The sequence below is a fragment of the Planococcus alkaliphilus genome, assembly GCF_057031095.1.
This window is the reverse complement of record NZ_CM168060.1, coordinates 774,715-797,806: the sequence shown is the minus strand read 5'-3', so window position 1 is coordinate 797,806 and position 23,092 is coordinate 774,715. Positions and strand designations below refer to the sequence as shown.

Below are 23,092 nucleotides of genomic sequence, written 5' to 3'. Positions count from 1 at the left end.
TTTTTCCTGGAAATCGTCTCAAAAAGGCGCACTTGTCCATCACCGAGTGCGCCTTTTGCAGATTCCTTATTTATTTCGACAAAGCATCTTTCATTCTTGGCATATTCGCAATCGTATGAAGAAAATATATTGTAATAGCCTCTTACTAAGTTTAAATCTCTTATTTACAAATAGATCTAAGTGCCCTCTCTAACGTAGGTCTTTATAATTGATTTTATTAAAAATACTTTGTTATGCTCTAATAGCATTAATTTTCAAAAAACAAGGGGGACTTAGTATGAATATGGAGAATAAAGTGGCGTGGATTACAGGAGGCATTTCTGGAATCGGGGGAGCAACTTCAATCGCTTTCCATGAACAAGGAGCAAAACTATTATTGACAGATATCAATGAAGAAGCAGGCATTGAATATGCGAAACAATTCGGGGATGATGCTCTTTTTGTGAAAGCAGACGTAACGAATCGGGAAGAATTAAAAAATGCAGCAAAACAGGCTGTTGATAAATGGGGACATTTGGATATTATGATTAACTGTGCAGGACGCGGCTTTGGCGGTGTCTTCCTTTCTGATGACGAAGATGTGATTGAGCAAAGTTTTAAAAACTGGGATGCGGGCATCAAAGTTAACTTGTACGGATCTTATAACACAGCGCAAATTGCAGCGAACTATATGAAGAATAACGAGCCAGACGAAAACGGAGAGAAAGGGAATATCATCTTCTTAGCATCAATGGCTGCCGACAAGGTTTGGAACTGGTTCGATGAACGAGTAGCAAGCACCGCATTTGCTTATGACTACGGAGCTTCTAAAGCGGCTATTCTTGGTTTGAACCGGGATTTGGCCGTTACTTTAAGCCATCATGGCATCCGAGTGAACAGTATCAAACCAGGATATATTAAAACCCCATTAACGGCTGCAACGGGTGTAGCTGATGAAATTTGGGCTCCAATGCAATTGTTCCCGAAACAAGGCGGTAAACCTGAAAATATCGCTTCAGTAGCAGTCGAAATAGTAAAAAATCCATTTATAAACCGAGCTGAAATGCAAGTCGATGCAGGGATTGTCGGTTGATTCAAAACACCTCAAAAAAGGCGCACTCATTCAAATTGAGTGTGCCTTTTTGGGGTTTATTCGCTGGCCGGCAAGTATTTATGGCCTGAAGGACAGTATTTGTCTCCGGTTGGACAGTATTTCGGAGCACTTGGACAGTATCTGTGAACAGACGGATAGTAAAGCCGATTACTTGAAATAACTAAAAGATATCAAGAAAATATTTCCTAGTAAGTTCCACAAAAAAGCCAGAATTACAATATACCACCTATCCCGAATCTTACTTGTACTCCCCCATAATCGTCCCTACAATAATGCCAAGCACTTGCCCCTTGAATGCATCCGGGACCGATTCGCCTGTCGGATTTATATAGTACAGCAGTTCCGTTTCCTCATTATACGTAAATCCAAGACTTATCAATTTCGTTTTCAAGGACTCTGGCAACTTGTTGCTTCCGCTCACTTGTTCGAAGTATGGAGTCGCATAGACGGAAACATCGACATCGTCCAGGCTCGATTCGAGGATAAAGAGATCCGTATCACTTTTCAAAATCCACTGCCCTTTTGAGGAAATGGCCAGCTGCGAATATTCCAACGTCGAAATGCCGTCCAAGTTCACGCCGAAAATTTGGTTGATCAGGATACGGCTTTCTGCGCCCGTCAACTGTTCATCGTGCTCTTTGATGTAACGGTCCATCACTTCACTTTTCTTCAGCTTCATGATGCGGGCATCTTGCTTTGTCGAGTCAGCCTTTTCATTGAATGAAAGACGCAAACTGTTCATGATCTGTTCTGGATAAATGCTCACTTGCGATCCGTAATTGTTTTTTGAAATAATATCGAGGTCGACAAAGAACACTTCTTCAACGGCTTTTCGAACTTCTTTGCCTTTAATTTTTTTACCGAATGAAGCGAGATAAAGATCCATCACTTTTACTTTCGGCATGGATTCGATTTCACTATCATGCACGGTAGATTTCTTATCGAAACCCAATTCCTCCCGCAACTCGCGCATGACTTGTTTTGAATACTTGGCTTCCTGTTTCACTTGCATTAATTCATAGGAAGTTTGACCTCCTTCTGCAAAAACACTTCCAACACCACCTGCAAAGATTAAACTTGCAGCAAGTCCGATTAATATAAAACGTTTAGATTCATTTTTCATTTTCATCGTCATTTGAGCTCCTTTTCGTTTCATCTACTTCCTTTCTATTATACTTCCTGAGTGAAACAAAATACCTAATTAGTTCAATAAAAATAATTCTAAAGGTTTATTTGATGCGAATAGCTTTTAAAAGGCTCTCAATTGGTTTGGAGGTTCCACCCATAAAGTGAATGCATAATTTTTGACGCCTTTCTTTCCTACAGCGTAGAGTGGAAACTATGAGGCAAAGGAGGAACTTAAATGAATGATATTCCATTGATTGTAACAACCGAATGGCTTGCTGAACATCTCGACGATCCAAAATTGCGGATCGTTGATGCAACAGTCTTCATGAAATTTCCGGAAGCCGGCGGGCCGCCTGAAGTCGAGTCCGGCAGAGCTTCTTACGAGAATGGCCATATCTCAGGAGCAGTTTATGCGGACATTGTCGGTGAATTATCGGACACGGATTCCGCTCTTCCGTTCACCGTGCCTTCCCGTGAAACCTTCATTGAAAAAATGACGGAGCTTGGAATTGGAGACGGCCTCTATACCGTAATTTATGACCAAAACGCATTAGTCGGTGAATCCATCGCCTCTTCCTACTGGGCATCACGGCTTTCTTGGCAGATGCGCTATGAGGGATTCGGCCAAGTGGCGATTTTAGAAGGCGGTTTGCAGAAATGGCTTGCAGAGGAACGGCCCTTATCAACGGAGACGCCTGATTACCCGAAAGCGAACTTTTCCGGAAAGCGTGATGATGGCATGCTCGCTACTAAAGAAGAGGTCCAAAAAGCGATGGACGATGAACAAACCATTTTGATCAACAGCTTGTCACCGGAAGAATATGCCGGCACTCAAACAGATGACCCAAGAAGCGGCCATATCCCCGGAAGTGAGAACGTCTTTTTCGGCCTTCATGCGGATGAGCAAACAAAAGCGCTTTATGACGACGACAAACTCCGGGCTTTGTTTGAACATACCGGCGCCCTGGATCCAGGCAAAAAAGTCATCACTTATTGCGGCGGCGGCATTGCAGCCACTTGGAATGCTTTGATTTTGAATAAGCTTGGCCAGCCGAACGTGGCGGTCTACGATGGATCGATGAACGAATGGGCGAGCGACCCTTCTTGCCCGATCGTTAAAAGTACGAAGTAAACAAATTAAAAGGCACACTCTTTAAAACTGAGTGTGCCTTTTTATATTCTTTATTGATCGCGCTTTACAATCTTATCGCTTACTTGCATGCCGCTGAGCGTCACCATTGGCATGCCGCCGCCCGGGTTGACGGTGCCGCCGACGAAATACAGATTGTCGTAAAGGTCGCTTTGTTTTTTATGCTTGAAGCCTCCGTTTTTGTTTTTATCGGAAACTGTGCCGTAAATTGCGCCGCGGTCTGAGCCATAAACCCGCTCAATGTCATGCGGCGTCCAGACGTCGCGCGTTACGATATGATTGCGCAAGCCATGAAGGCCCATCCGTTCCAATTTAATGAGCACACGCTCTTCAAATTCCCGGTATTGTTCCGGCGTGAACGGCTTGTCTTGAATGTACGGAATATGCGGCAGAATCTTGATGTTCTCATGCCCTGGCGGTGCCTGGGTTGGATCAGTTTTATTGACATTGACAAGGTAAATTGTCGGATCGTCCGGCAGCTCGTGCTTTTCGAACACTTTGTCCATCTGTTCTTTTAAATTCTCGGAAAAGAAGAAATTATGGTGGTTCAGCTGTGGATATAGCCGGTTTATGCCCAGATGAAGCACGTAACCGGAGCTTGCCGGTTCGTATTTCTTCTCCAGCTTCTCGACAAACTTCTCATCCGTTTTGACCATTTTTTTATAGAACGGAATGACTTCCATATTGGAAACATAATAGTCAGCTGTTTTAAATGAGCCGTCTTCCAGTTCAACGCCTGCAATTTCTTTGTTCTGGTTGGTATGTGCGCGAACAACGCCCATACCCGTATGGATTTGTACGCCTTCTTCCCGCGCCAATCTTTCTAAGCCTTCTGCCAGTTTATGCGTACCGCCTTTTACATACCAGCAGCCTTGTGCATGCTGCATATAAATCATCATATTAAGGACGGCCGGTGCGCTATAAGGCGACGAGCCGACGTATTTGACATAATAAGAAAGCATATCGCGCAAATGCGGATTGCTGATGCGTTTAGAGATTGCGCTGTACATTGTCGAAGTCAAATCGAAGCCGGTCAAAGTCGCAAGGATGCCGTTTTGGGCAACCGCTTCTTTTGGCGATTCAAAGCCTTCTTTTAAATAACTGTGCTCGGTGGTTTTATAGATGCGGCGAGCGTACTTCAGCAGCGCATAGTATTCTTTCATGTCCTTTTTGGACAGCGACGGGTTTTCCCGTTCCATCAACCGAAGATCGTGGAAAAGGTCAAGCACTGTGCCGTCCGGGAAAAATGAACGCCATTCCCGCTCAAGCCGTTGGATCGGTACGTAATCTTCCAAGCGCTTGCCGCTGCCTTGGAACAATCGGTCGAAAATATGCGGCATCGTTAAAATGGATGGGCCAAGATCAAAGCCAAAACCGTCTTGTTCCAACCGGTTCACTTTCCCGCCAATGTGTTCATTTTTTTCATATAAAGAAACCTTATAGCCTTTTTGTGCAAGAGAAATCGCAGCAGATAGACCGCCAAGGCCTCCTCCAATCACAATTACGGATTTTTTCTGATTCACCATATATGTACCGCCCTTCTTTCCCCCCGACATTCTTCTATAGTCGCCTCTTTAACCTTAACGTAAAGATTCTTCAGCTATAGCCATAATCCTCTTTATTCCCTTCCTAGAGCTTTTAAAAACCTGGTAAATATAATGATTGTATAAGTTTTCTAAAACAGAAAAAAACCTGCAGCTCCGTAAAAAGAATTGCAGGTTTTACAAGTTTTAAAAAGCCGGGCTGTAGGAAGTAAGCGGAATATCTTCATAGTCTTCCGGATTCAATTGGTTAACTGAATCATCGGCTACTCCTTCGATAATAGCGGAAAGTCCGCGCTCAACCGATTTGACCAGCTGCCCTTTTTCCTTCTGCCCTAAGCTCTGCGTCTGTCCCCGCACTTCAAAAAGCACAGTTCCGCTGCCATTGAGTGCATACGAGCCGAGCGCCGTCCCTGGCAGATCCAGGTCTTGCGAATACAGGGAGATATTCGTGAATTTCGAGTTGCCGTAAGATTGAAGTTCGTTGTAGGCCAATAAATTCAATTGTCTCGAGAAATCGAAATTGTAGTTATCCGCATAGGCTGCGTATTTCGAGCCAGCAGGTGTTGTCGGATCCGGCACAAATTCGGCAGACAAGGAAAGCGTTACAGGATCAGCCGTTCCGTCGACATAATAAAGCCCTTGGTGATGCAAGTCGACGAACACATCAACGTTGCCAAACTCTTCCTGCAAGGATTTGTAGACATCACGGGAAGTTTGCGATTCAGGTGTGATAAACCAGCCCGGCTGATCGGATGCACCCGGAAAATCTTGGGCTTCTGGCACATAATTGAGATCCGGGTTAAAGTCGCGGTTTACATCAAATCCAGGATTCGCACCGTAGTCATAATTCTGGCTAATGCCGCGGTCGAGATAATTCCATGATTTTGCTGCACCTTCTAATTGCGGGAAGCTCTCAAGCATTTCGGTCCATGTCAGGCTATTGCGGCGCTTGTCGGCTTCAGAAGCGTCTGGATTCATCATCGGCATGAATACAAGCGTGACTTCTTCGCGAATTTCACGTGCCTGCTTCGAATTGCCGGACAAAGTTTTCAGCAAGTTCAAAATCGCTACCGTTCCAGTCTTTTCATTGCCGTGAATTTCACTTTGAATCAACAAGACTTTGTCTCCAGTACCCACTCTTGCCGTATAAATGTCCAAGCCTTCATGCGATTGCCCAGCTACATCTACTTGAACAACACCTTTACTTGTCGATTCAATTTGCCGCAAACTTTTTTGCAGTTTCTGATAATCGATAAATCCAGAAATACTGTTGTCGTGATGATGCGTGGCCGGCTTTACATCATTGCCTACCGCATATACCGGCATCGCCAGTGCCGTACATAAACCCAATACCCCAAGCGTACTCGCAAACTTCCTCTTCAAAAACATCCACTCCCTTAGTTTTTAAATTCTCCTAACCTTAGACTCCTTTTTCTTCAAATTATTTACTTTACCGAAATCAGCATAACAAGCCTAAAACGAATAGTAAATGTATTTTGAATATTCAATTCTTTAGTCTGTATTTCCAGCCAATCTCCTGTAAATTCATGCATCAAAAGTTTAATGCGACTAAATACTTCGACTCACTAAATACTAATAAAAAATAAAACCATCTTCCCGAAGGAAAATGGCTTTATCTTTAGACGAGTATCGTCCATAGGATCATCGTAAAGACAATCGTCGTTACCCCTTGCAGCAAAGTGGCCATTGTCTGCGCTTTGTACGCATCGGTCACTTTCATGCCGCTGAACTGGGTGATGACCCAGAAGAAACTATCGTTTACATGGCTCACTGTCATAGCGCCGGCACCAATTGCCATAACGACTAACGCTAGCGGTACAGCTCCTTCAACGCCGAGCGACGGCAGAAGCGGTGCGACCAATGTTGAAGTGATGACAAGTGCCGCTGTTGAAGAACCTTGCGCTGTTTTCAAAGCTGCCGCAATCAGGAACGGAATCAACAGGAACAGTGAACCACCCGCAAGTGCCGACAAATCCATTTCCGCTATCAAATCTGCGACACCGGAATTAGTGATGACGCGGCCGAAAGCTCCGCCGGCGCCAGTGATCAATAGGATAGGTGCAGCACTGACAAGCCCTTCCCCAATTAAACCGGTCAAACTTTCTTCATTCCATTTTGGCAACAAGAAGAATGCTGCAAAAACGCCGATTAAAAGGGCAACAGTCGGCGAACCGAGGAATTTCAAGACATTCATAAATCCATCATCTCCACCGAGCACACTTGCTACAGAACCCGCACCGATCAAGATAACCGGAAGAACAATCGGCAAGAAAGCTTTAAAAGTAGATGGCATTTCACCAAACGACTTGATCACTTCTTCATAGCTCAAATCCCCGCTTTTAACGGTATCTTCAGGGACTTCAATTTTCGAAGCGACTTTGACTGCCCAGAAATAGCCGACCACTGCAGCAGGAATCGCGACGATCAAACCGATTAAAATGATTGTGCCGAGGTAATTTTCAGCGCCGATATTGCCGGCAGCTGCAATCGGGCCCGGCGTCGGCGGCACTAAAGTATGCGTTGCATACAAACCGGTTGCAAGCGCAACAGACATCGAGGCAATCGAGACTTTTGCACGTTTCGCCAAAGCTTTTTTCAAGCTTGATAAAATAATGAATCCAGAATCACAAAAAACGGGAATCGAAACGATAAAGCCGATGATCGACATCGCAAGCTGCGGCCGCTTTTCACCGATCAGGCGCAATACTACTTCCGCCATCCGATAAGCAGCGCCGGATTTTTCTAAAATGACACCGATAATGGTTCCGGCAACGATGACTATCCCGATGCTGGTCATCAGTCCGCCGAAGCCTTCATTGACGCTTAAGACCACATCTGCAAGCGGCATGCCGGAAGCGATTCCCATGAAGAACGCGCCAATCAATAGCGATAAGAACGGATGGAGCTTGAATACGGCCGTCAACAACACAACCAGGACAACACTTAAAGCAATAATCACGAATAACATCTCAACACCCCTTTTAGTTTTTTAAATAAGCTGTCATGACTTTCTTTGTCTTCAATTTCAACTGGCGATAGGGTTCAGCAATTGACTGTTTAGCTGTTACATCTTCCCCGACCACCGCATGGATTTCTGTAAAGTAAGGCTTGAGAAGTGGCAGGCTTGCTGCGTCCACCATACCGGAAACTAAAATAACGGGCTTGCCTGCTTTTTGTGCCGCTTCAGCGATGCCGAGCGGCGTCTTGCCGGATAAAGTCTGGCTATCGGTTTTTCCTTCTCCCGTCAAAATGAGATCGACTGTCCCGAGATGCTGGTGGAAAAGAATGGCATCCAGTACGACATCGATGCCGCGCTGCATCTGTCCTTTGAAAAATGCCTGCATAGCACCACCGGCACCACCTGCAGCTCCCGCTCCTTTTCGGTCGTGAAGGGCAATGCCCGTCTGCCGCTCGACAACGTCTGCATAGTTTCGAAGATTGGCGTCAAGCTTCTCGACCGCTTCTTTGGAAGCTCCTTTTTGCGGACCGAATACAGCGGAGGCGCCGTTTGATCCGACAAGCGGGTTTTCCACATCACTCGCGATGACAAAACGGCTTTCTGAAATCCTCTTGTCAAAACCGGAATCATCAATCATCACAAGGTCGCCTAACGAGCCGCCGCCGCGTGGAAGCACTTCCCCTTTTTCATCTAGAAACTTCATGCCGAGTGCTTCAAGCATTCCGGCGCCTCCATCATTTGTGGCACTTCCACCGAGCCCGATGATAAAATTCCGGAACCCTGCATCAAGTGCATGGCGGATCAATTCTCCTGTGCCGTATGACGAAGCCGTATAAGGATTCCGTTCATGTTGACCGAGAAGCATAAGTCCCGACGCTTCCGCAATTTCGATGACACAGGTGCTGCCGTCACCCAACACGCCATAAGCGGCTGCTACTTGGCGGCCAAGCGGATCTTCGACGGAATGGCTGACCAAGCTGCCTTCAGTCGCTTCCACCATGGTTGCCATAGTGCCTTCCCCGCCGTCTGCCGCCGGCAGCAATACGATTTCTGGATTTTGATCCAACTCCGCTATCGCTTCTTTCATTGCTTGAGCTGCTTCCATTGCAGACAAGCTGCCTTTAAATGAATCCGGTGCTACTAAAATCTTCACTGCCCAAACCTCCTTGCCTTGTGAATAAAGCGCTTACATGAAATTATAGTGAAAAGGCAAAGAGGATACATTATACTTGATGTACAACTTTATTAACAAAATAATGAGAATATATATACATTAAGGAGTAATCATGATTACAAAACAGCTAGCGGAAGAAATTGTCGAACAAACGATGATCCGGCTAAACCGCAATTTAAATGTCATGGACACAAAAGGCATGATTTTGGCTTCAGGGGAGGCAGAGCGGATTGAAAAAATTCATGAAGGCGCAGCACGGGTTGCAAAAACCGGCGAAACTGTTGCGATTTCAGAAACAGACCTCACGGAATGGCAAGGCGTCAAACCCGGCATCAATATGCCGATCCATTTTCAAGGGAACCTCGTCGGTGTGATAGGCATCACGGGAAACCCCGAAGAGCTGAAAGAAATTTCGACACTCGTTCAACTGACGACCGAGATGATGGTCCACCAGTCGCTCATTACTTCCCATATTGAATGGAACCGGAAGCGCAACGAATTGATTTTCGAAGAACTGACGAGCGGCAAACCCTTATCCGCTGCCGTTCATGAACGGATCTTCCAAATGGGCATTGAAGGGAAGATGTCTTTTACCACCCTCTTGATTGAGTTGAAAAAACCGCCTACTTCTTCGCAGCGGATTATCGAACAGCTCGAATCGCATTTTGATAGCCAAACCGTCATCGCCGGCCATTCACAGCTGAACGAAATCTTCCTGCTCATTGCAGGTGCCGGACCGTCGAAACTCGAAGAGGAACTGTACAGCTTGCTTCATTTCCTGCAGAAAACCGCTCCTGGCAGAATCGGAGTCGGCATCTTAGTCGACAGCATTTTCGATATCCGCACTTCCTACTTGGCTGCACGAAACGCTTTGAGATTCGGCAAGCCTGGCCAGCAATTGATCTATTTTGAAGACGTGGAGCTGATGGCCCTCCTGAAGCGTAATCCAAAAGATGAACTTGAGAAATTCACAGACCGGATCCTGAGTGGACTCAGCGATACCTTATGCCAGACCTTGACCGAATTCCTGTCGTGCAATAAAAACCATGCGGACACTTCTGCACGGTTGAACATCCACCGCCACACATTGACTTACCGCTTGAAAAAAATTCGTGAGCTGACAGGATTAGATCCAACTGAATTCAAAGATGCAGTTGTCATCTACCTCGCACTTGCACTTCGAAACTCCTAAAAAAAAGAGCTCGGCAGATCAACTCATCTGCCGAGCTCTTTTAAGTTTGCGGTGCGAAGTAATTTTCTGCAGCGTATTTGAAAGAGTCCATTAGGAAATCTCTCGCTGCGCGGCTGATTTCCGCTTTTGAATGAATGATATCAAAACCGTGGTAAGCACCTTTGTAGATGTTAAAATCTACCGGCACACCTGCGCTCCGCAAGTTTTCGACGTATTGCACAGTTTCGTCCCGAAACGGCTCAATGTCGCCGACAAAGGTCGCAGTCGGCGGCAACTCTCGATAATCCGCTGCCCGTGCTGCCGCCGCATAGGCAGGTACGTCTTGACCTTCCAACTTCCCTAGGTACAATTTCCATGCCCAGCGATTCGTGTCCGAATTCCAGACCGGCGCATTATTTTCACGTGCGGATTCTGTTTCCATGCGGTCATCCATCATCGGATAAAGCGGCATCTGAAAAGCGAGATTCACTTCTCCCCGGTCCCGTGCATATAGGGAGAGAGCAGCCGTCAATCCGCCTCCAGCGCTTTCCCCGCCAACCATCAATTGATCGGCTCGGATGCCCAGTTCGTTTGCATGGTTTTTCATCCACATTAAAACTTCATAGCAATCTTCAAGCGCCGCCGGATACGGTGCCTCAACCGATAGCCGGTAATCCGGTGCGATGATCACACAATCTTTCGTTTCGATCAAACGCTGATACATCTTGCCGCTCATTTCAGGCACCCCTTGCGCGTAGCCGCCTCCATGCATCCATAGCACCCCCGGAACATCTTTCACCGGATAAAGCGGTTTATAGATGCGCACACGAATCAAGGAATCATCTTTTCGGCTGATCAGCACTTCGTTGCAATCCAGGCCCTTTACATCTTTCCCTTTGCTTTTATCCATCTGTTTCTTGGAGTTATGCATGGACGCGATAAACTTTTCTTCCGTCGATTTAGTTACCAAGCGGTCCAAGAGTTTTCCCCGCAGCTTTAATTCTTTATCGATCATGTCCGGCGTGATATTCAATCGCTTCTCCCCCTTTGCGCGGTGCTTTTTTCATCTTAATTTGTATGCTATCTTACCAAGAACTTTGCGGCAAGAAACAAATCTCTCCTCTTTGTCTTTAGAATTAAATCTCTAATACCTTGACACTCGATATATCAGCGAACATACTATGAGTAACGATATATCGAGTGTCAAGGTATCAATGAAAGAGGTGACGGCATGCAAGCTTTATCGGAATCCACGTATCTGGTCTTACTCGCGTTATCGAAAAAACCATTGCACGGCTACGGCATTATTAAGAAAATCGAGAAATACAGCGACGGGGACATTGTCCTCGCCCCGGGCACTCTATACGGCGTTTTGACCAATCTGCAGAAACAGAATCTCATCGAACTGGTCACAGCTGAAAAAGAAAGCCGCCAAAAAAAGACATACCGGCTGACAGATGAAGGGCAAACGGTTTTCGAACTGGAGTACCAGCGCTTTAAAAAGATGCTGGCCATCAGCGATGAAATCTTGAAGGGAGCTGAAACAGATGAAAACGATGAAGAAATTTAAACTCACGCTCGCCTACGATATCGAAAAAGAAGCCATTTGGCTGACGGAAATGTCCGCGAAAGGCTTCCATTTCTATAAATACCGTTGGGGATTTTATTATTTCGAAGAAGACCCATCGAAATCGTATATTTACCAAACAGATTTTCAGGAAGCGAGCGAAGAATATTTCGAGCTTTATAAAGAAGCCGGCTGGGAGCATATGCAAACTGAGCTTGGCCAATACCATTATTTCCGTGCCGACAGAAATACAATCGGAGACGAACGGATTTATTCCGATCCCGCTTCCATTAAAAGCATGTATAAGCGAATGCTGCTTTTCTATGTCGCTATTTTCATCGGCATGCTCGTCAGCCAAATCGGCATCGTGCTGACATGGAATGGCAACTTGCTGTCAAAATTTGCACTGGTCTTAGTAAGTGCTGTCGTCATTCTGTATATCTTCCTCTTCATCAAATTGCTGCGGCAAATGAGAAGAGCGGAAAAACTGATTTAACTTCATCGTTCTTTTAAAAAACCCCTGAATCCAGAGCCTTTTAATAACGGCCTGGGATTCAGGGGTTTCACTGTTTCTATTCAGTTTAATAGCTGCTTGAATAAACTAAGGCGTTATCTACGAACACTTTGCATTCAATTGTAAAGAAACCGCCAATCGCTACTTTTACATTTTGCATGCCATTCATGCCTTTCAACTGCCCTGTGAGATTCCCCCGAAAACTGAATCCCAGGTTTTCATCCTGCAGCTCTCCATCGATGAACAGCTTTTCGCCATCCAGCCAGCGATTTTCCACTACGATGCTGCGTCCTTCGTAAGTTGTTTCAAATGTCTTTTTCATTTTAGCCCTCCTTGCAGAGTGTTGGAATGAAGAGCCTTCATTGCGACCATATGACTCTTTCATTTGTTTTGCTAGTGCAAGTGTAACATACAACAGAAAAAGTAATGTCTATTATTCCCAAATCAATTCCCGATCCGCAGCGCATTCCCTCGATTTTGCAGCACTGAAAGAATGCTCAAAGCCGCAAGCAAGCTTGTTTTCGGATTGCTTGGCATTGGATTGTTTTCCACTCGGAGTTCCATCCTGCCGAATGTCCCTTCCGCTTCAATCGTATGGGTATTCCGCTCGATATCCGGATCGACAATAATGCGGACGCGTGTCTTATCAACGCCGATGCCGGCAATCGCAAGCACTAGAGCCACATTAATATTTTTCGGGAATCTTTCAACCGCTTCAAACGCAGAGCCTTCGAAAATCACTCTTTCTTCTTCTGCTTCTACGCCGAGTGATACCGGAGATTTCCGCGTGGTGATCTGGACACGTTCCAAGCCGCCAGCCGCTTTCGCCGATTGCAGCACATCCAATCCACCAATTGCACCAGAAGGCAAATAAATATTCGTCCCTTTCGCTTCCACCAAACTTTTCAGTTCTTCCAGAAAAGGCATGTCTTTGAAAACACCGATGCTGCCGACGACGAGGTCTTTTTGATGTTCAACAACATCTTTCACATAAATGCCCGCCGCTTCAACCGTTGCTGCTTCGACTACAATATCAAGTGGCAAATTCAAGAATCCTTGCAGGTCCGTGTAGAAATCAGCTTCAAACCGTTCGCTCAATTGCTGCCCCATTTCTTCGTTGCGCCCGAAAATGGCAATGACCCGCCCATCTGCCTTTTGGTACTGATTGATTTGTTCCAATAGATACGAAGCAATATTACCCGTTCCAATAATCCCAATATTCATGGTCCGCCTCCTTTTGGAAATTGATTGATTCCCGATTTGCTAATGCCACTTGCTTTTCCCCCATTATACATGAATTCCATTAGTTTCTTCCTTCACCCATTTTCCAAAGGAAAGAATTTCTTGTACAACGAATTTATCCTATTTTTAGTGTATTGTCCTCAGTTTAGTAAATTGGTTTAAGGGAAAAATACACTAAACTCAAAATATTAGGAGGAATTGATTTGCAAAACCACCAACTGTACGTGAACGGCAAATACGTAGAATCCACTGGCACTGAATGGATTGATATCCTTAATCCTTCCACTGAAGAAGTCATCTCAAGAATCCCTAAAGGCACGGCAGAAGATGTAGATAAAGCCGTTGAAGCTGCTTTTCAAGCTCAGCAAGCCTGGGAATTGACCCCAAATATCGAACGCGGGAAGATTGTCCGGAAACTAGGCGACGAAATCGCGAAAAGACGCGATACGTTCATTGATTTATTGCAGGAAGAACAAGGAAAAGACTATGAATTAGCGAGCGGAGAAGTGGATTTAGCCATTGATTATTTCCATTATATGTCCGAATGGGCCAGAAGAATTGAAGGCGAAATCGTGCCAAGCGACCGCCCGAATGAAAATATCCTCGTTTACAAAAAGCCGATCGGTGTTGTAGCGGGAATCATTCCATGGAACTTCCCGGTCTTCATTTTAGCGCGCAAAGTTGCGACGGCTTTAGTGACAGGCTGTACGATTGTTATCAAACCGAGCCAGCAGACGCCAAATACCACCATGGAATTCACCAAGATCGTAGATACAATGGAAGAAATTCCGGCTGGTGTTTACAACGTGGTGATGGGTACCGGTTCTGAAATCGGCAACGCACTTGCTTCCCACAAAAAAGTGCAATTGATCACCATGACAGGTAGTGTCCAGGCTGGAACGAAAGTGATGGAAGCGGCAGCGCAGAACATCACGAAAGTAAACTTGGAACTTGGCGGCAAAGCACCAGCAATCGTGACACAGAACGCCGATTTGGATCTTGCAGCTGAAGCGATCACCACTTCGCGTCTTGCAAATGGCGGCCAGGCCTGCACAAATGCAGAACGTGTTTATGTCCATGAAAGCGTAGCGGAAGCATTGACCGAGAAATTGATCAAAGCATTTGAAGCGAAAAAACTCGGAAATCCGAGACAGGACAAAGACGTCGAAGTAGGTCCGCTAATCAGTGAAGACCGTCTTGAAACGGTTGAAGAAATGGTTCAAGAAGCTGTAGCTGCAGGTGCTGTAGTCGCGACTGGCGGAGAGCGACCTGATTTTGACAACGGCTTTTTCTACAAGCCAACCATTTTGACGAATGTAGAACATGATTCAGCGATCATCCGGGAAGAGATTTTCGGGCCCGTCCTTCCAATCACTACGTTTAAAACCTTGGACGAAGCAATTGAAAAAGCGAATGACACCGTCTACGGTTTATCGTCTTCCGTTTACACAGATGATCTAAACGAAGCGATGCGCGTCGTCAATGAAATGAAATTCGGTGAAACTTACGTAAACCGGGAGAATTTCGAAGCCATTCAAGGCTATCATGCCGGCATGCGCCAATCTGGACTTGGCGGCGCTGACGGCAAACATGGGATGGAAGATTTCCTGGCTACTCAAGTCGTCTATATGCAATACAAAAATGATAAACAATAAGGAATTGAAAAGATGCAAAGCGGTAACCGTTTTGCATCTTTTTCTTTTGCTTCTTTCTGATAATCTTGTAATTTGAGCATTGGTTTTGACAAGATTCCTTTTGTGCTATAACTTAAAATATAATTCCTAGTAAATCTATCAGTATTAACTAGATAATTAATTATCCCTTCAGGAGGACCTTAGTCTATGAAAGCCATTTGGAAAAAATATTTAGATGCCTCGTTAATTTTAAAAATTACCGTTGCACTTATTCTCGGCATCGTGGTCGGCATCATTTTCAAAGAAGATGCTGTTGCACTTGCACCCTTCGGCGATTTGCTTTTGAATTTGCTGACGTTCTTAATCATTCCACTCATCTTATTCACTCTTATTGTCGGCGTCAATCAGACCCATATCGGGGATCTCGGACGAATGGGCGGAAAAGTATTCCTTTACTACACGTTCAGTTCCGCATTTGCCATCATAGTCGGGTTGGCAGTGGCGAGCATTTTCCAGCCGGGAACCGGCATGCAGCTGGACGGCAGCGAAACGTTTGATGTTCCGGATAATCCAGGCATCGTCAGCGTTCTGTTGAATATTGTACCGTCTAATATTTTCACTGCGTTCAGCGAACTCAATTTGCTTGGCATCATTTTCACAGCATTTGCATTCGGCATCGCCATTTCTTATATGCGCAGTTCCTCAGAACTCGGAGAACTCGGCGGCCATCTTTATAAATCAATCGAAGCGTTGAATGAAGCGACGCTGCTGATTTTGAAAATCGTCCTTCAATACGTGCCGATCGGCGTCTTTGCCATCATGGCGAAAACGGTCGGCAGCCAAGGCTTGGATACGCTCTTCTCTTTAGGGGAAATGATTCTTGTCTTATATGCGGCACTTGCTGTTCAAATCGTTCTCTACACCCTTATTTTGATCCTGTTCAAAGTCAAACCTGGCCGATTCTTTAAACAGGCGCGTACACCGATGCTTACGGCATTCGTTACGCAAAGCAGTTCCGGAACGCTGCCGCTGACTTTAACGGCAGCGAAAAATCTTGGCGTACCGAAAAGCCTCTACGGCTTCAGCATTCCGCTAGGTGCGACGATTAATATGGACGGCGCCGCGATCCGAATCGCTGTGTCGGCTGTGTTTGCCGCTAATCTAATCGGCGATCCACTGAGCCTTACAGATATGTTATTGGTCGTGCTAGTCGGAACGCTTGCTTCCATCGGAACAGCCGGGATTCCAGGAGCCGGCATCGTCATGATTGCAACCGTTTTTGTCCAACTCGGCTTGCCTATGGAAGCTGTGGCGTTGCTGACAGCTATTGATGCACTTGTCGGAATGGGCTGTACTGCCTTGAACGTGACTGGCGACTTGGTCGGAACTGCTGTAATCGATCAAAACGAAAAGAAACGAAATACAGCGAAAGCATCTATTTAACGAATTGAAAGGCGGCTGCAGGCAGATGCAGCCGCTTTTTTATTTTCTTATTTGTTGCTGTCCCTTCATTCGTTTTCAGGTAAAATGAAGCATAGTTTATTTTATCCGAAACCACTCAAAGGAGCCTGAGCACTGTGAATAAAGCCCAATTGAAAAAAAGAATCGACGCCGCCAACAAGCAACAAAAAGCGGACCTCGTCATTCGAAACGCGTCCATCGTCAACGTCTTTACAAAAAGCTTAACGACTGGAGATGTGGCCATTGCTGATGGCATGATCGTTGGCATTGGCAATTACGAAGGCGCAGTTGAAATCGACGCTGCCGGAAAATTTATCGCACCTGGATTGATCGATGCCCATGTCCATATCGAATCGTCGATGGTGACGCCACGTCAATTTTCACAAGTCGTCTTGCCGCACGGAGTTACGACCGTGATAACGGATCCGCATGAAATCGCCAACGTCAGCGGGACTGATGGAATTGAATTCATGCTAAAAGACGCAGAATCCACTTTGCTCGACATCAAAGTGATGCTTCCTTCGTGTGTCCCTTCCACTCCTTTTGAAAACGCTGGAGCTAAGCTATCCGCCGAAGACTTGGCCCCTTTTCTTCAGCGCGGCCAAGTTCTCGGATTGGCGGAAGTAATGGATTTCCCTGCTGTCTTGCGCGGAGACGATGCCATGCTGGATAAGCTTTTGCTCAGCCTGCAAATCGATGGCCATGCGGCGGGACTTTCCGAAAACGACATCAATGTATACGGGACTGCCGGTATTTTAACCGACCACGAATGCGTCTCTAAAGAAGAAATGCTGTCACGCCTTGAGCGCGGCTTATATGTGATGCTGCGCGAAGGGTCCGTCGCGAAAAACCTTCATGCACTTCTTGAAGGCGTCACAGAACAAAATGCGCATCGCTGTTTGTTCTGTACAGACGATAAGCATCTGGATGATTTAGTGGAAGAAGGCAGCGTCGATTACAATGTCCGCGTTGCCATCCAACAAGGCATCCAGCCGATCACAGCCATTTCTATGGGCAGCTTTTATGCGGCGCAATGCTTTGGATTAACCCGAAAAGGCGCCATTGCCCCAGGCTATGAAGCTGATTTCCTCCTGCTCGACAGCTTGGAGGATTTCACGATTGCGGAAGTTTACAAAGGCGGCGTGCTGGCCGCAAAAGATGGCCAGTACATCGGTCCAATGGAAGACATGAGCGACGCTTCTTCCATTCAAAATACCGTTCAAATGGCGGAGTTGTCGATTCAAGACTTGCAGATTCCTTTAGGCGAAAACAAGCAGGCCCACATTATCGGCATCAATCCGAACAATCTCGTCACGGAGCATTTAATCGAAACCGCATCTGAATCAAACGGTTTCTTCAATTCAGATGCCGAAGCGGATTTATTGAAGATGGCCGTAATTGAACGCCACCGCGCGACCGGCAATATCGGGCTTGGCATCGTTAAAGGCATCGGCATCCAAAACGGGGCCATTGCGACAACCGTTGCGCATGATTCGCACAATATCATTGCGGTCGGGACGAATGATGAAGACATTAAGTGTGCAGCGGATGCGCTCCACCAATTGCAAGGCGGACTCGTGGTTGTTCAAGACGGTAAAATTTTGGCAAGCCTGTCACTTCCGATTGCCGGGCTCATGTCGAAAGAACCGTTCCCTGCCGTTTACCGCCAGCTCAAAATCCTGGATGAAAGTTTGCGGCAAATCGGTGCACTAACTCACTTCAATGCATTTCTTACCTTATCGTTCTTGTCATTGCCGGTCATCCCTCACTTGAAATTGACCGACCGCGGCTTGTTCGATGTCGCAACTTTCCAGCATATCGAAGTCGCTGCAGAAGCCGAATAAACCCGATCTGATCGCAGCAGGAACTTTTCCTGCAGTATTTCTTATTTCCTGAGCACTTCAGTTAGTTTTTTTGCCGCGCTTTGCTACACTAATGAATGGAACTTATTTCTTTATAAATAGAGGAGCGAGATAGATGCAAAACTTAACAGGAAAAACAGCTTTGATTACGGGAGCCGGCCGAGGAATCGGACGCGCAACAGCGATTGCTTTTGCAGCAGAAGGCATCAATGTAGGGCTTGTCGGACGTACGGCAGCCAATTTGGAAAAAACAGCTGCAGAACTTGAGCAATACGGGGTAAAAACCGTATTTGCTGTTGCAGACGTGGCAGATATGGACGCGGTCAATGCAGCAGTCGAGCACATCACGGCTGAACTTGGGCCGATCGATATTTTGATCAACAACGCTGGAATCGGCAAATTCGGTAAATTCCTTGAATTGTCGGCTGAAGAATTCAAAAACACGATCGATACGAATTTAATGGGTGTCTATTACGTAACCCGCGCAGTATTGCCGCAAATGATCGAACGCCAATCAGGCGATATCATCAACGTTGCATCAACAGCTGGGCAAAAAGGCGCGCCAGTAACAAGCGCATACAGCGCTTCGAAATTCGGCGTCATGGGATTGACGGAGTCCTTAATGCTGGAAGTCAGAAAACACAATATCCGTGTGACGGCTTTGACGCCAAGCACCGTCGCTACCGACCTTGCGATTGAAGGAAACTTGACAGACGGCAACCCGGAGAAAGTCATGCAGCCGGAAGATTTGGCTGAAATGATGGTGGCTCAATTGAAACTTCACCCACGCGTTCTCTTGAAATCAGCTGGCCTTTGGTCAACAAACCCGTAATAAGCGATATACAAAAACACCTCCGATTTTTGTCGGAGGTGTTTTTTTGAATTGCCTTCCTTAATCCACGGTTTTTACAGGCTCATCATTGATCGCATAATGGTAGCTGGTCGTGGCATTGAGTGAATGGATGACAGTGCAGTAAGTTTCGCTCGATAATTTGATCGCTCGAATGACTTTGTCTTCCGGAAGCTCTCCTTTTAAATAATACGTGATGGCAATTTCAGTGAAGCGCTTTGGATACTCTTCAGCACGAGTTCCTTCGATATCCATATAAAATTCATCCACTTTTAAGCGCATTTTATTGAGCACTAAGACAATGTCCATTCCGGTACAAACCGCCGCCGCATGCAATAATACTTCCGGCGGCCGAGGTCCGCTATTCGCGCCCCCACTTTCTTCCCCCGCATCGAGCAGCACCCGGTGGCCCGATTCCGTCAAGCCATCAAAAGCCATTCCACCGTTCCAGTTCAATCTTGCTTTCATTCCCCATCACCCTTTCCAGTTTTCTTCCCTATACCCTTTGTTAGATTGTTTCATCCGTTATTCTTCAAAAGGTACAGTATTAATAAACTGATGTTTTATTAAAAAAACAGTATTTTCTGACTACAGACATTCTTTTTGCAGAGGATTACACTTTGAGTAAAAAAACAGGAAAGGAGGTGCGCCTGATGAGCAAATTGTTTCGAATTTTCATCCTGTTGGTGATGGCTCTTTCTTTGCCTTTGACGACTGCTTTTGCCCATAACGACCGCCATCACGATTCCTTAGTTTCTTTAGGAGATTCCATCCCGTTCGGCTTTAGCCCCGAGCGCAATAACGAACAGCCTGCAAAATACGCCTATCCGTATTTGATCGGAGAGAAAGCCGATGTGCATGTGAAAAATTTGGCGGTTTCGGGTGCAGAGACCGAAGACCTGCTCGCTGCACTCAAGAAAAATAAACATTTCCGGCAGTCAGTGAAGAAAGCGGATTATGTGACTGTCCAAATTGGCGGCAACGATTTCCTTGCCAGTTTGAGAGCTGCTTATGCAGAAAGCCGCGGCGATACGAAATTGTTCCATCGTTTGCTTGAGAAAAAATTGGCTGGAAATGATGCGTTTAAAAATCTTCATGCCATCGTCAAAGAAATTCGCTCGTTGACGAAAGCGAAAGTTATGCTGTACAACTTATACAATCCGTTCCACTTAAACAGCCCATTCCACAATGTCGCCGACCTGTACTTACCGGAACTCAATGCCATGTACAAAGACGTCGCTAACTCGCATAAGAATGTGAAATTGGCCGATTCCTACCAGGCATTTGGCGATAACCAAGCGAAGTATTTGATCAAAGGAGACATTCACCCGACCAAAGCCGGCCATGAAAAGCTTGCGAAAATCGGCTTAAAAGCATTAAGCCACAAACACGTACACTAACACCGTTAACGAAATGAAAAAGCGGCCTTCATGTTGAAGGCCGCTTTTTTCCTTATATTTTTCTTTTATCGTTCCCCTCGATGAGTTGGTCGAAATGCGTTTATAGTCTGATCAATCATGGACACCTTGTTTAACCGGCACCGCAAGCAGCTCTTTCAAGTGGCGGTCGATTTGCCCGTGGTACGCTTCCCTTTCGCCGCCAAACAATCCAAAATGACCGGCAATGCTCTTAATCACCCGGAGCTCGCTGTTCGGAATCATTCTCTGTTCCCGCTCGCAATCGCTTGGCGGGAAAAACATATCGGTATCGATCGGCATGGCATACGTGACAGCTTTTATGCGCCCAAGCGCCGCTTCAAGGTTCCCGTCTGCTAACCGGCTAACGTCGCCTCTCTGCCATTTCCATGCCATGGCAAGCAATGCATTCGGGTCCATCGCTTGGAAAAACGGCTCCAAAAATCCGCCAACCAATTCATCCACTGAGGCTACGCCAAACAAATCCCATTTTTCCTGATTGAAAAACTCCGGGCAAAAGCCCATAACGGCCCAAATATCCGCATGGCGTTTCAAGCCGTCCGCCACTTCTGTATGGGACGTGTAGTTGCCGCCGTTCCAGCCCGGATCCGAAGTGATGGCATCCATCAATGTCTGCGTGAAAAGAAAATCATGGACCGTATTTTTAGCAGTGCCCGCAATCGGCGCCGCCCGTTTTACCATATCCGGGAAACGGACGGCCCATTCGTACGTTTGCTGCGCCCCCATCGAACCGCCGACCACTAAAGCCAACTCTTCAATTCCGAATTTTTCCGTGATCAATTGATGCTGCGCCCGTACATCGTCTCCGATGCGTACTTCCGGGAAGGCGTTCATGCTGATCGCGTCTGGGCTATTATGCGGTGAGCTCGACAAGCCATTTCCGATTTGGTTGGCCACCACGATAAAATATTCCGTCGGATCAAGCGCTCTGCCTTCTCCGATATAAGCTTCGTAATCTTTGCTCGTTCCTGAAAACCAAGTCGGTATCAGAATGGCATTCGTTTTCGCTTCATTCAATTGCCCATGCGTCGCATACGCCAATTGGCAATTAGGAATCAGGCCACCTTCTTCCAACTCAAAATCCCCCAGCTCATAAATCTCAAATGGCCCGTGATTTTCTTGTGAATAAAACAGATTCTCAATCATCAACATTCCGCCCTTCCCCTGGATTTTCCTCATTTTAGGAAGCAAGGTGTTCAGATATGGAGAAAGTCTAACTACTTCCCAGGTCAATTATACATGCCTAACGCCTTAAATAAAACAGAATTTTCTGATTATATTAGTACAAATAAGATTTTTCATGTGCTGATTTTTTCCATTTATCCTGTTAAAAAAGGATAAAAAAGTTTATATTTAATAGTTAGAGTAAAAAAATATTCAAGAAACTGTTGGAAAGAAGGAATAGTATATGAGTGCAATACCCGAAAAACGTAAAATAAGCATCGGGAAAATAATCAAAAAAGCATTGCCGATCATCATCGGTGCCTTTATTACAGCCTATGGACTTGAAGCTGTATTAATTCCAAATAACGTCTCAGATGGCGGCGTCACAGGCCTCAGCATCGTTGGATCGCAATTATTCGGTTTGCCGCTTGGCTTGCTGATCGCTGTCCTCAACATTCCATTTGTCTATCTCGGCTATAAACAGATCGGGAAAAGCTTTGCCATCTACTCCATCACCGGCATCGCTTCCTTAGCTTATGCGACAACTGTCATGCACCACATTCCAACGATCATCGAAGGCGATACGCTGCTTGTCACAGTTATCGGAGGAATCATCATCGGTTTCGGGATGGGCCTTGCTTTGCGCAACGGCGGCGCTTTAGATGGAATTGACATGCTCGCTGTGCTGCTTTCGCGTAAATTGCCGTTCGGTACGAGTGACATGATCTTATTCTTAAATTTATTTGTCTTTATCGTCGTGTCGTTCGTTTTCGGATTGCAAGGAGCTTTTCTTTCCGGAATCGCTTATTTCATTGCTTCTAAAGTCATTCATTTGGTTGAAGAAGGATTTAGCGGCTCGAAAACGTATAAAATCATTTCGCAAGAACCCGATCTTCTTGTGCAGACGATTTACGACCGCCTTGGCCGAAATGCCACTTACAGCTTGGTAAAAGGTGCTTATACAAACGATCAATATAAAGAAATCACTTGCATCATCAACCGCCTTGAAGACAGCAAAATGAAAGAAATCATCTACGAAATCGACAAAAACGCATTCGTTGCAGTTTATGACGTTGCTGAAGTCCGAGGCGGAAACTTTAAAAAACGGGATATCCATTAATC

At 45.9% G+C, this 23,092-nt stretch carries 21 protein-coding genes; 11 read left to right on the top strand and 10 right to left on the bottom strand.

The features are described from left to right. Positions 1–277: 277 nt before the first annotated feature. On the top strand, positions 278–1,072 hold the full coding sequence (locus AC2EXB_RS04150; RefSeq protein WP_483603853.1) for an SDR family NAD(P)-dependent oxidoreductase: 795 nt from the start codon (positions 278–280) through the stop codon (positions 1,070–1,072). A 259-nt stretch (positions 1,073–1,331) separates the two neighbouring features. Here AC2EXB_RS04150 and AC2EXB_RS04145 read toward each other — a convergent pair whose 3' ends face one another. After that, on the bottom strand, positions 1,332–2,249 hold the full coding sequence (locus AC2EXB_RS04145; RefSeq protein ID WP_483603852.1) for a hypothetical protein: 918 nt from the start codon (positions 2,247–2,249) through the stop codon (positions 1,332–1,334). 207 nt (positions 2,250–2,456) lie between these two features. Between AC2EXB_RS04145 and AC2EXB_RS04140 the strand changes: the two genes are divergently transcribed. After that, positions 2,457–3,353 carry a sulfurtransferase gene (locus AC2EXB_RS04140; RefSeq protein ID WP_483603851.1) on the top strand — a complete coding sequence of 299 codons (897 nt, stop codon included), beginning with the start codon at positions 2,457–2,459 and terminating at the stop codon, positions 3,351–3,353. A 50-nt stretch (positions 3,354–3,403) separates the two neighbouring features. On the opposite strand, the gene AC2EXB_RS04135 is transcribed toward AC2EXB_RS04140, so the two are convergent. From AC2EXB_RS04135 to AC2EXB_RS04120, 4 genes are all read right to left on the bottom strand, one after another. Further along, the gene (locus tag AC2EXB_RS04135; protein WP_483603850.1) at positions 3,404–4,897 is read right to left on the bottom strand and encodes a phytoene desaturase family protein; all 1,494 of its coding nucleotides are present in this window, start codon (positions 4,895–4,897) and stop codon (positions 3,404–3,406) included. Between the two features lie 204 nt (positions 4,898–5,101). Next, positions 5,102–6,298, bottom strand: coding sequence for a M14 family zinc carboxypeptidase (locus AC2EXB_RS04130; RefSeq protein ID WP_483603849.1), 1,197 nt, complete (start codon positions 6,296–6,298; stop codon positions 5,102–5,104). A 256-nt stretch (positions 6,299–6,554) separates the two neighbouring features. Continuing rightward, positions 6,555–7,904 (bottom strand): GntP family permease, encoded by a 1,350-nt coding sequence (locus AC2EXB_RS04125; RefSeq protein WP_483603848.1) that lies wholly within the window; start codon positions 7,902–7,904, stop codon positions 6,555–6,557. 13 nt (positions 7,905–7,917) lie between these two features. Then, on the bottom strand, positions 7,918–9,048 hold the full coding sequence (locus AC2EXB_RS04120) for a glycerate kinase (RefSeq protein WP_483603847.1): 1,131 nt from the start codon (positions 9,046–9,048) through the stop codon (positions 7,918–7,920). A gap of 133 nt (positions 9,049–9,181) precedes the next feature. On the opposite strand from AC2EXB_RS04120, the gene AC2EXB_RS04115 reads away from it, so the two are divergent. Beyond that, on the top strand, positions 9,182–10,261 hold the full coding sequence (locus AC2EXB_RS04115; RefSeq protein ID WP_483603846.1) for a CdaR family transcriptional regulator: 1,080 nt from the start codon (positions 9,182–9,184) through the stop codon (positions 10,259–10,261). A 40-nt stretch (positions 10,262–10,301) separates the two neighbouring features. Here AC2EXB_RS04115 and AC2EXB_RS04110 read toward each other — a convergent pair whose 3' ends face one another. Further along, positions 10,302–11,273 carry an alpha/beta hydrolase gene (locus AC2EXB_RS04110; RefSeq protein ID WP_483603845.1) on the bottom strand — a complete coding sequence of 324 codons (972 nt, stop codon included), beginning with the start codon at positions 11,271–11,273 and terminating at the stop codon, positions 10,302–10,304. Positions 11,274–11,471: 198 nt separating this feature from the next. On the opposite strand from AC2EXB_RS04110, the gene AC2EXB_RS04105 reads away from it, so the two are divergent. Further along, positions 11,472–11,810 (top strand): PadR family transcriptional regulator, encoded by a 339-nt coding sequence (locus AC2EXB_RS04105; RefSeq protein WP_483603844.1) that lies wholly within the window; start codon positions 11,472–11,474, stop codon positions 11,808–11,810. Next, positions 11,788–12,303, top strand: a complete 516-nt coding sequence (locus tag AC2EXB_RS04100) for a DUF2812 domain-containing protein (protein WP_483603843.1) — start codon at positions 11,788–11,790, stop codon at positions 12,301–12,303. Before AC2EXB_RS04105 ends, AC2EXB_RS04100 begins: the two co-directional genes overlap by 23 nt. 85 nt (positions 12,304–12,388) lie before the next feature. Here AC2EXB_RS04100 and AC2EXB_RS04095 read toward each other — a convergent pair whose 3' ends face one another. Together AC2EXB_RS04095 and nadX are read right to left on the bottom strand one after the other, a co-directional pair. After that, positions 12,389–12,643 carry a hypothetical protein gene (locus AC2EXB_RS04095; RefSeq protein ID WP_483603842.1) on the bottom strand — a complete coding sequence of 85 codons (255 nt, stop codon included), beginning with the start codon at positions 12,641–12,643 and terminating at the stop codon, positions 12,389–12,391. 122 nt (positions 12,644–12,765) lie between these two features. Beyond that, positions 12,766–13,545, bottom strand: a complete 780-nt coding sequence (gene nadX / locus AC2EXB_RS04090; RefSeq protein WP_483603841.1) for an aspartate dehydrogenase — start codon at positions 13,543–13,545, stop codon at positions 12,766–12,768. 221 nt (positions 13,546–13,766) lie between these two features. Here nadX and aldA point away from each other — a divergent pair, with 221 nt between their 5' ends. The 4 genes from aldA to AC2EXB_RS04070 all read left to right on the top strand — a co-directional run bounded on the left by aldA (position 13,767) and on the right by AC2EXB_RS04070 (position 19,352). After that, on the top strand, positions 13,767–15,218 hold the full coding sequence (aldA, locus tag AC2EXB_RS04085; protein WP_483603840.1) for an aldehyde dehydrogenase: 1,452 nt from the start codon (positions 13,767–13,769) through the stop codon (positions 15,216–15,218). 186 nt (positions 15,219–15,404) lie between these two features. Beyond that, positions 15,405–16,640: a dicarboxylate/amino acid:cation symporter gene (locus AC2EXB_RS04080; protein WP_483603839.1), complete on the top strand. Its 1,236-nt coding sequence runs from the start codon at positions 15,405–15,407 to the stop codon at positions 16,638–16,640. Positions 16,641–16,774: 134 nt separating this feature from the next. Next, the gene (gene ade / locus AC2EXB_RS04075; protein ID WP_483603838.1) at positions 16,775–18,502 is read left to right on the top strand and encodes an adenine deaminase; all 1,728 of its coding nucleotides are present in this window, start codon (positions 16,775–16,777) and stop codon (positions 18,500–18,502) included. A gap of 133 nt (positions 18,503–18,635) precedes the next feature. Further along, the gene (locus AC2EXB_RS04070) at positions 18,636–19,352 is read left to right on the top strand and encodes a 3-ketoacyl-ACP reductase (RefSeq protein WP_483603837.1); all 717 of its coding nucleotides are present in this window, start codon (positions 18,636–18,638) and stop codon (positions 19,350–19,352) included. A gap of 60 nt (positions 19,353–19,412) precedes the next feature. Here the strand turns inward: AC2EXB_RS04070 and AC2EXB_RS04065 are convergent, their stop codons facing one another. Continuing rightward, complete coding sequence (locus tag AC2EXB_RS04065; RefSeq protein WP_483603836.1) at positions 19,413–19,838, bottom strand: OsmC family protein; 426 nt, start codon at positions 19,836–19,838, stop codon at positions 19,413–19,415. A 185-nt stretch (positions 19,839–20,023) separates the two neighbouring features. Here AC2EXB_RS04065 and AC2EXB_RS04060 point away from each other — a divergent pair, with 185 nt between their 5' ends. Further along, a complete protein-coding gene (locus AC2EXB_RS04060) occupies positions 20,024–20,770 on the top strand; it encodes a GDSL-type esterase/lipase family protein (RefSeq protein ID WP_483603835.1) in 747 nt (248 codons plus the stop codon). 111 nt (positions 20,771–20,881) lie between these two features. Here the strand turns inward: AC2EXB_RS04060 and AC2EXB_RS04055 are convergent, their stop codons facing one another. Next, positions 20,882–21,958, bottom strand: coding sequence for an alpha/beta fold hydrolase (locus AC2EXB_RS04055; RefSeq protein ID WP_483603834.1), 1,077 nt, complete (start codon positions 21,956–21,958; stop codon positions 20,882–20,884). A gap of 256 nt (positions 21,959–22,214) precedes the next feature. Between AC2EXB_RS04055 and AC2EXB_RS04050 the strand changes: the two genes are divergently transcribed. After that, positions 22,215–23,090 (top strand): YitT family protein, encoded by an 876-nt coding sequence (locus tag AC2EXB_RS04050; RefSeq protein ID WP_483603833.1) that lies wholly within the window; start codon positions 22,215–22,217, stop codon positions 23,088–23,090. The last annotated feature ends 2 nt before the right edge of the window (positions 23,091–23,092 follow it).

Bases quoted from the DNA above. Each gene is read 5' to 3' on its own strand.
- AC2EXB_RS04080 (WP_483603839.1), top strand. From the start codon at position 15,405: ATGAAAGCCATTTGGAAAAAATATTTAGATGCCTCGTTAATTTTAAAA.
- AC2EXB_RS04140 (WP_483603851.1), top strand. From the start codon at position 2,457: ATGAATGATATTCCATTGATTGTAACAACCGAATGGCTTGCTGAACAT.
- AC2EXB_RS04060 (WP_483603835.1), top strand. From the start codon at position 20,024: ATGAGCAAATTGTTTCGAATTTTCATCCTGTTGGTGATGGCTCTTTCT.
- AC2EXB_RS04070 (WP_483603837.1), top strand. From the start codon at position 18,636: ATGCAAAACTTAACAGGAAAAACAGCTTTGATTACGGGAGCCGGCCGA.
- AC2EXB_RS04055 (WP_483603834.1), bottom strand. From the start codon at position 21,958: ATGTTGATGATTGAGAATCTGTTTTATTCACAAGAAAATCACGGGCCA.
- nadX (WP_483603841.1), bottom strand. From the start codon at position 13,545: ATGAATATTGGGATTATTGGAACGGGTAATATTGCTTCGTATCTATTG.
- AC2EXB_RS04125 (WP_483603848.1), bottom strand. From the start codon at position 7,904: ATGTTATTCGTGATTATTGCTTTAAGTGTTGTCCTGGTTGTGTTGTTG.
- AC2EXB_RS04050 (WP_483603833.1), top strand. From the start codon at position 22,215: ATGAGTGCAATACCCGAAAAACGTAAAATAAGCATCGGGAAAATAATC.
- AC2EXB_RS04100 (WP_483603843.1), top strand. From the start codon at position 11,788: ATGAAAACGATGAAGAAATTTAAACTCACGCTCGCCTACGATATCGAA.
- AC2EXB_RS04145 (WP_483603852.1), bottom strand. From the start codon at position 2,249: ATGAAACGAAAAGGAGCTCAAATGACGATGAAAATGAAAAATGAATCT.
- AC2EXB_RS04095 (WP_483603842.1), bottom strand. From the start codon at position 12,643: ATGAAAAAGACATTTGAAACAACTTACGAAGGACGCAGCATCGTAGTG.
- AC2EXB_RS04115 (WP_483603846.1), top strand. From the start codon at position 9,182: ATGATTACAAAACAGCTAGCGGAAGAAATTGTCGAACAAACGATGATC.
- AC2EXB_RS04065 (WP_483603836.1), bottom strand. From the start codon at position 19,838: ATGAAAGCAAGATTGAACTGGAACGGTGGAATGGCTTTTGATGGCTTG.
- AC2EXB_RS04105 (WP_483603844.1), top strand. From the start codon at position 11,472: ATGCAAGCTTTATCGGAATCCACGTATCTGGTCTTACTCGCGTTATCG.
- AC2EXB_RS04135 (WP_483603850.1), bottom strand. From the start codon at position 4,897: ATGGTGAATCAGAAAAAATCCGTAATTGTGATTGGAGGAGGCCTTGGC.
- AC2EXB_RS04150 (WP_483603853.1), top strand. From the start codon at position 278: ATGAATATGGAGAATAAAGTGGCGTGGATTACAGGAGGCATTTCTGGA.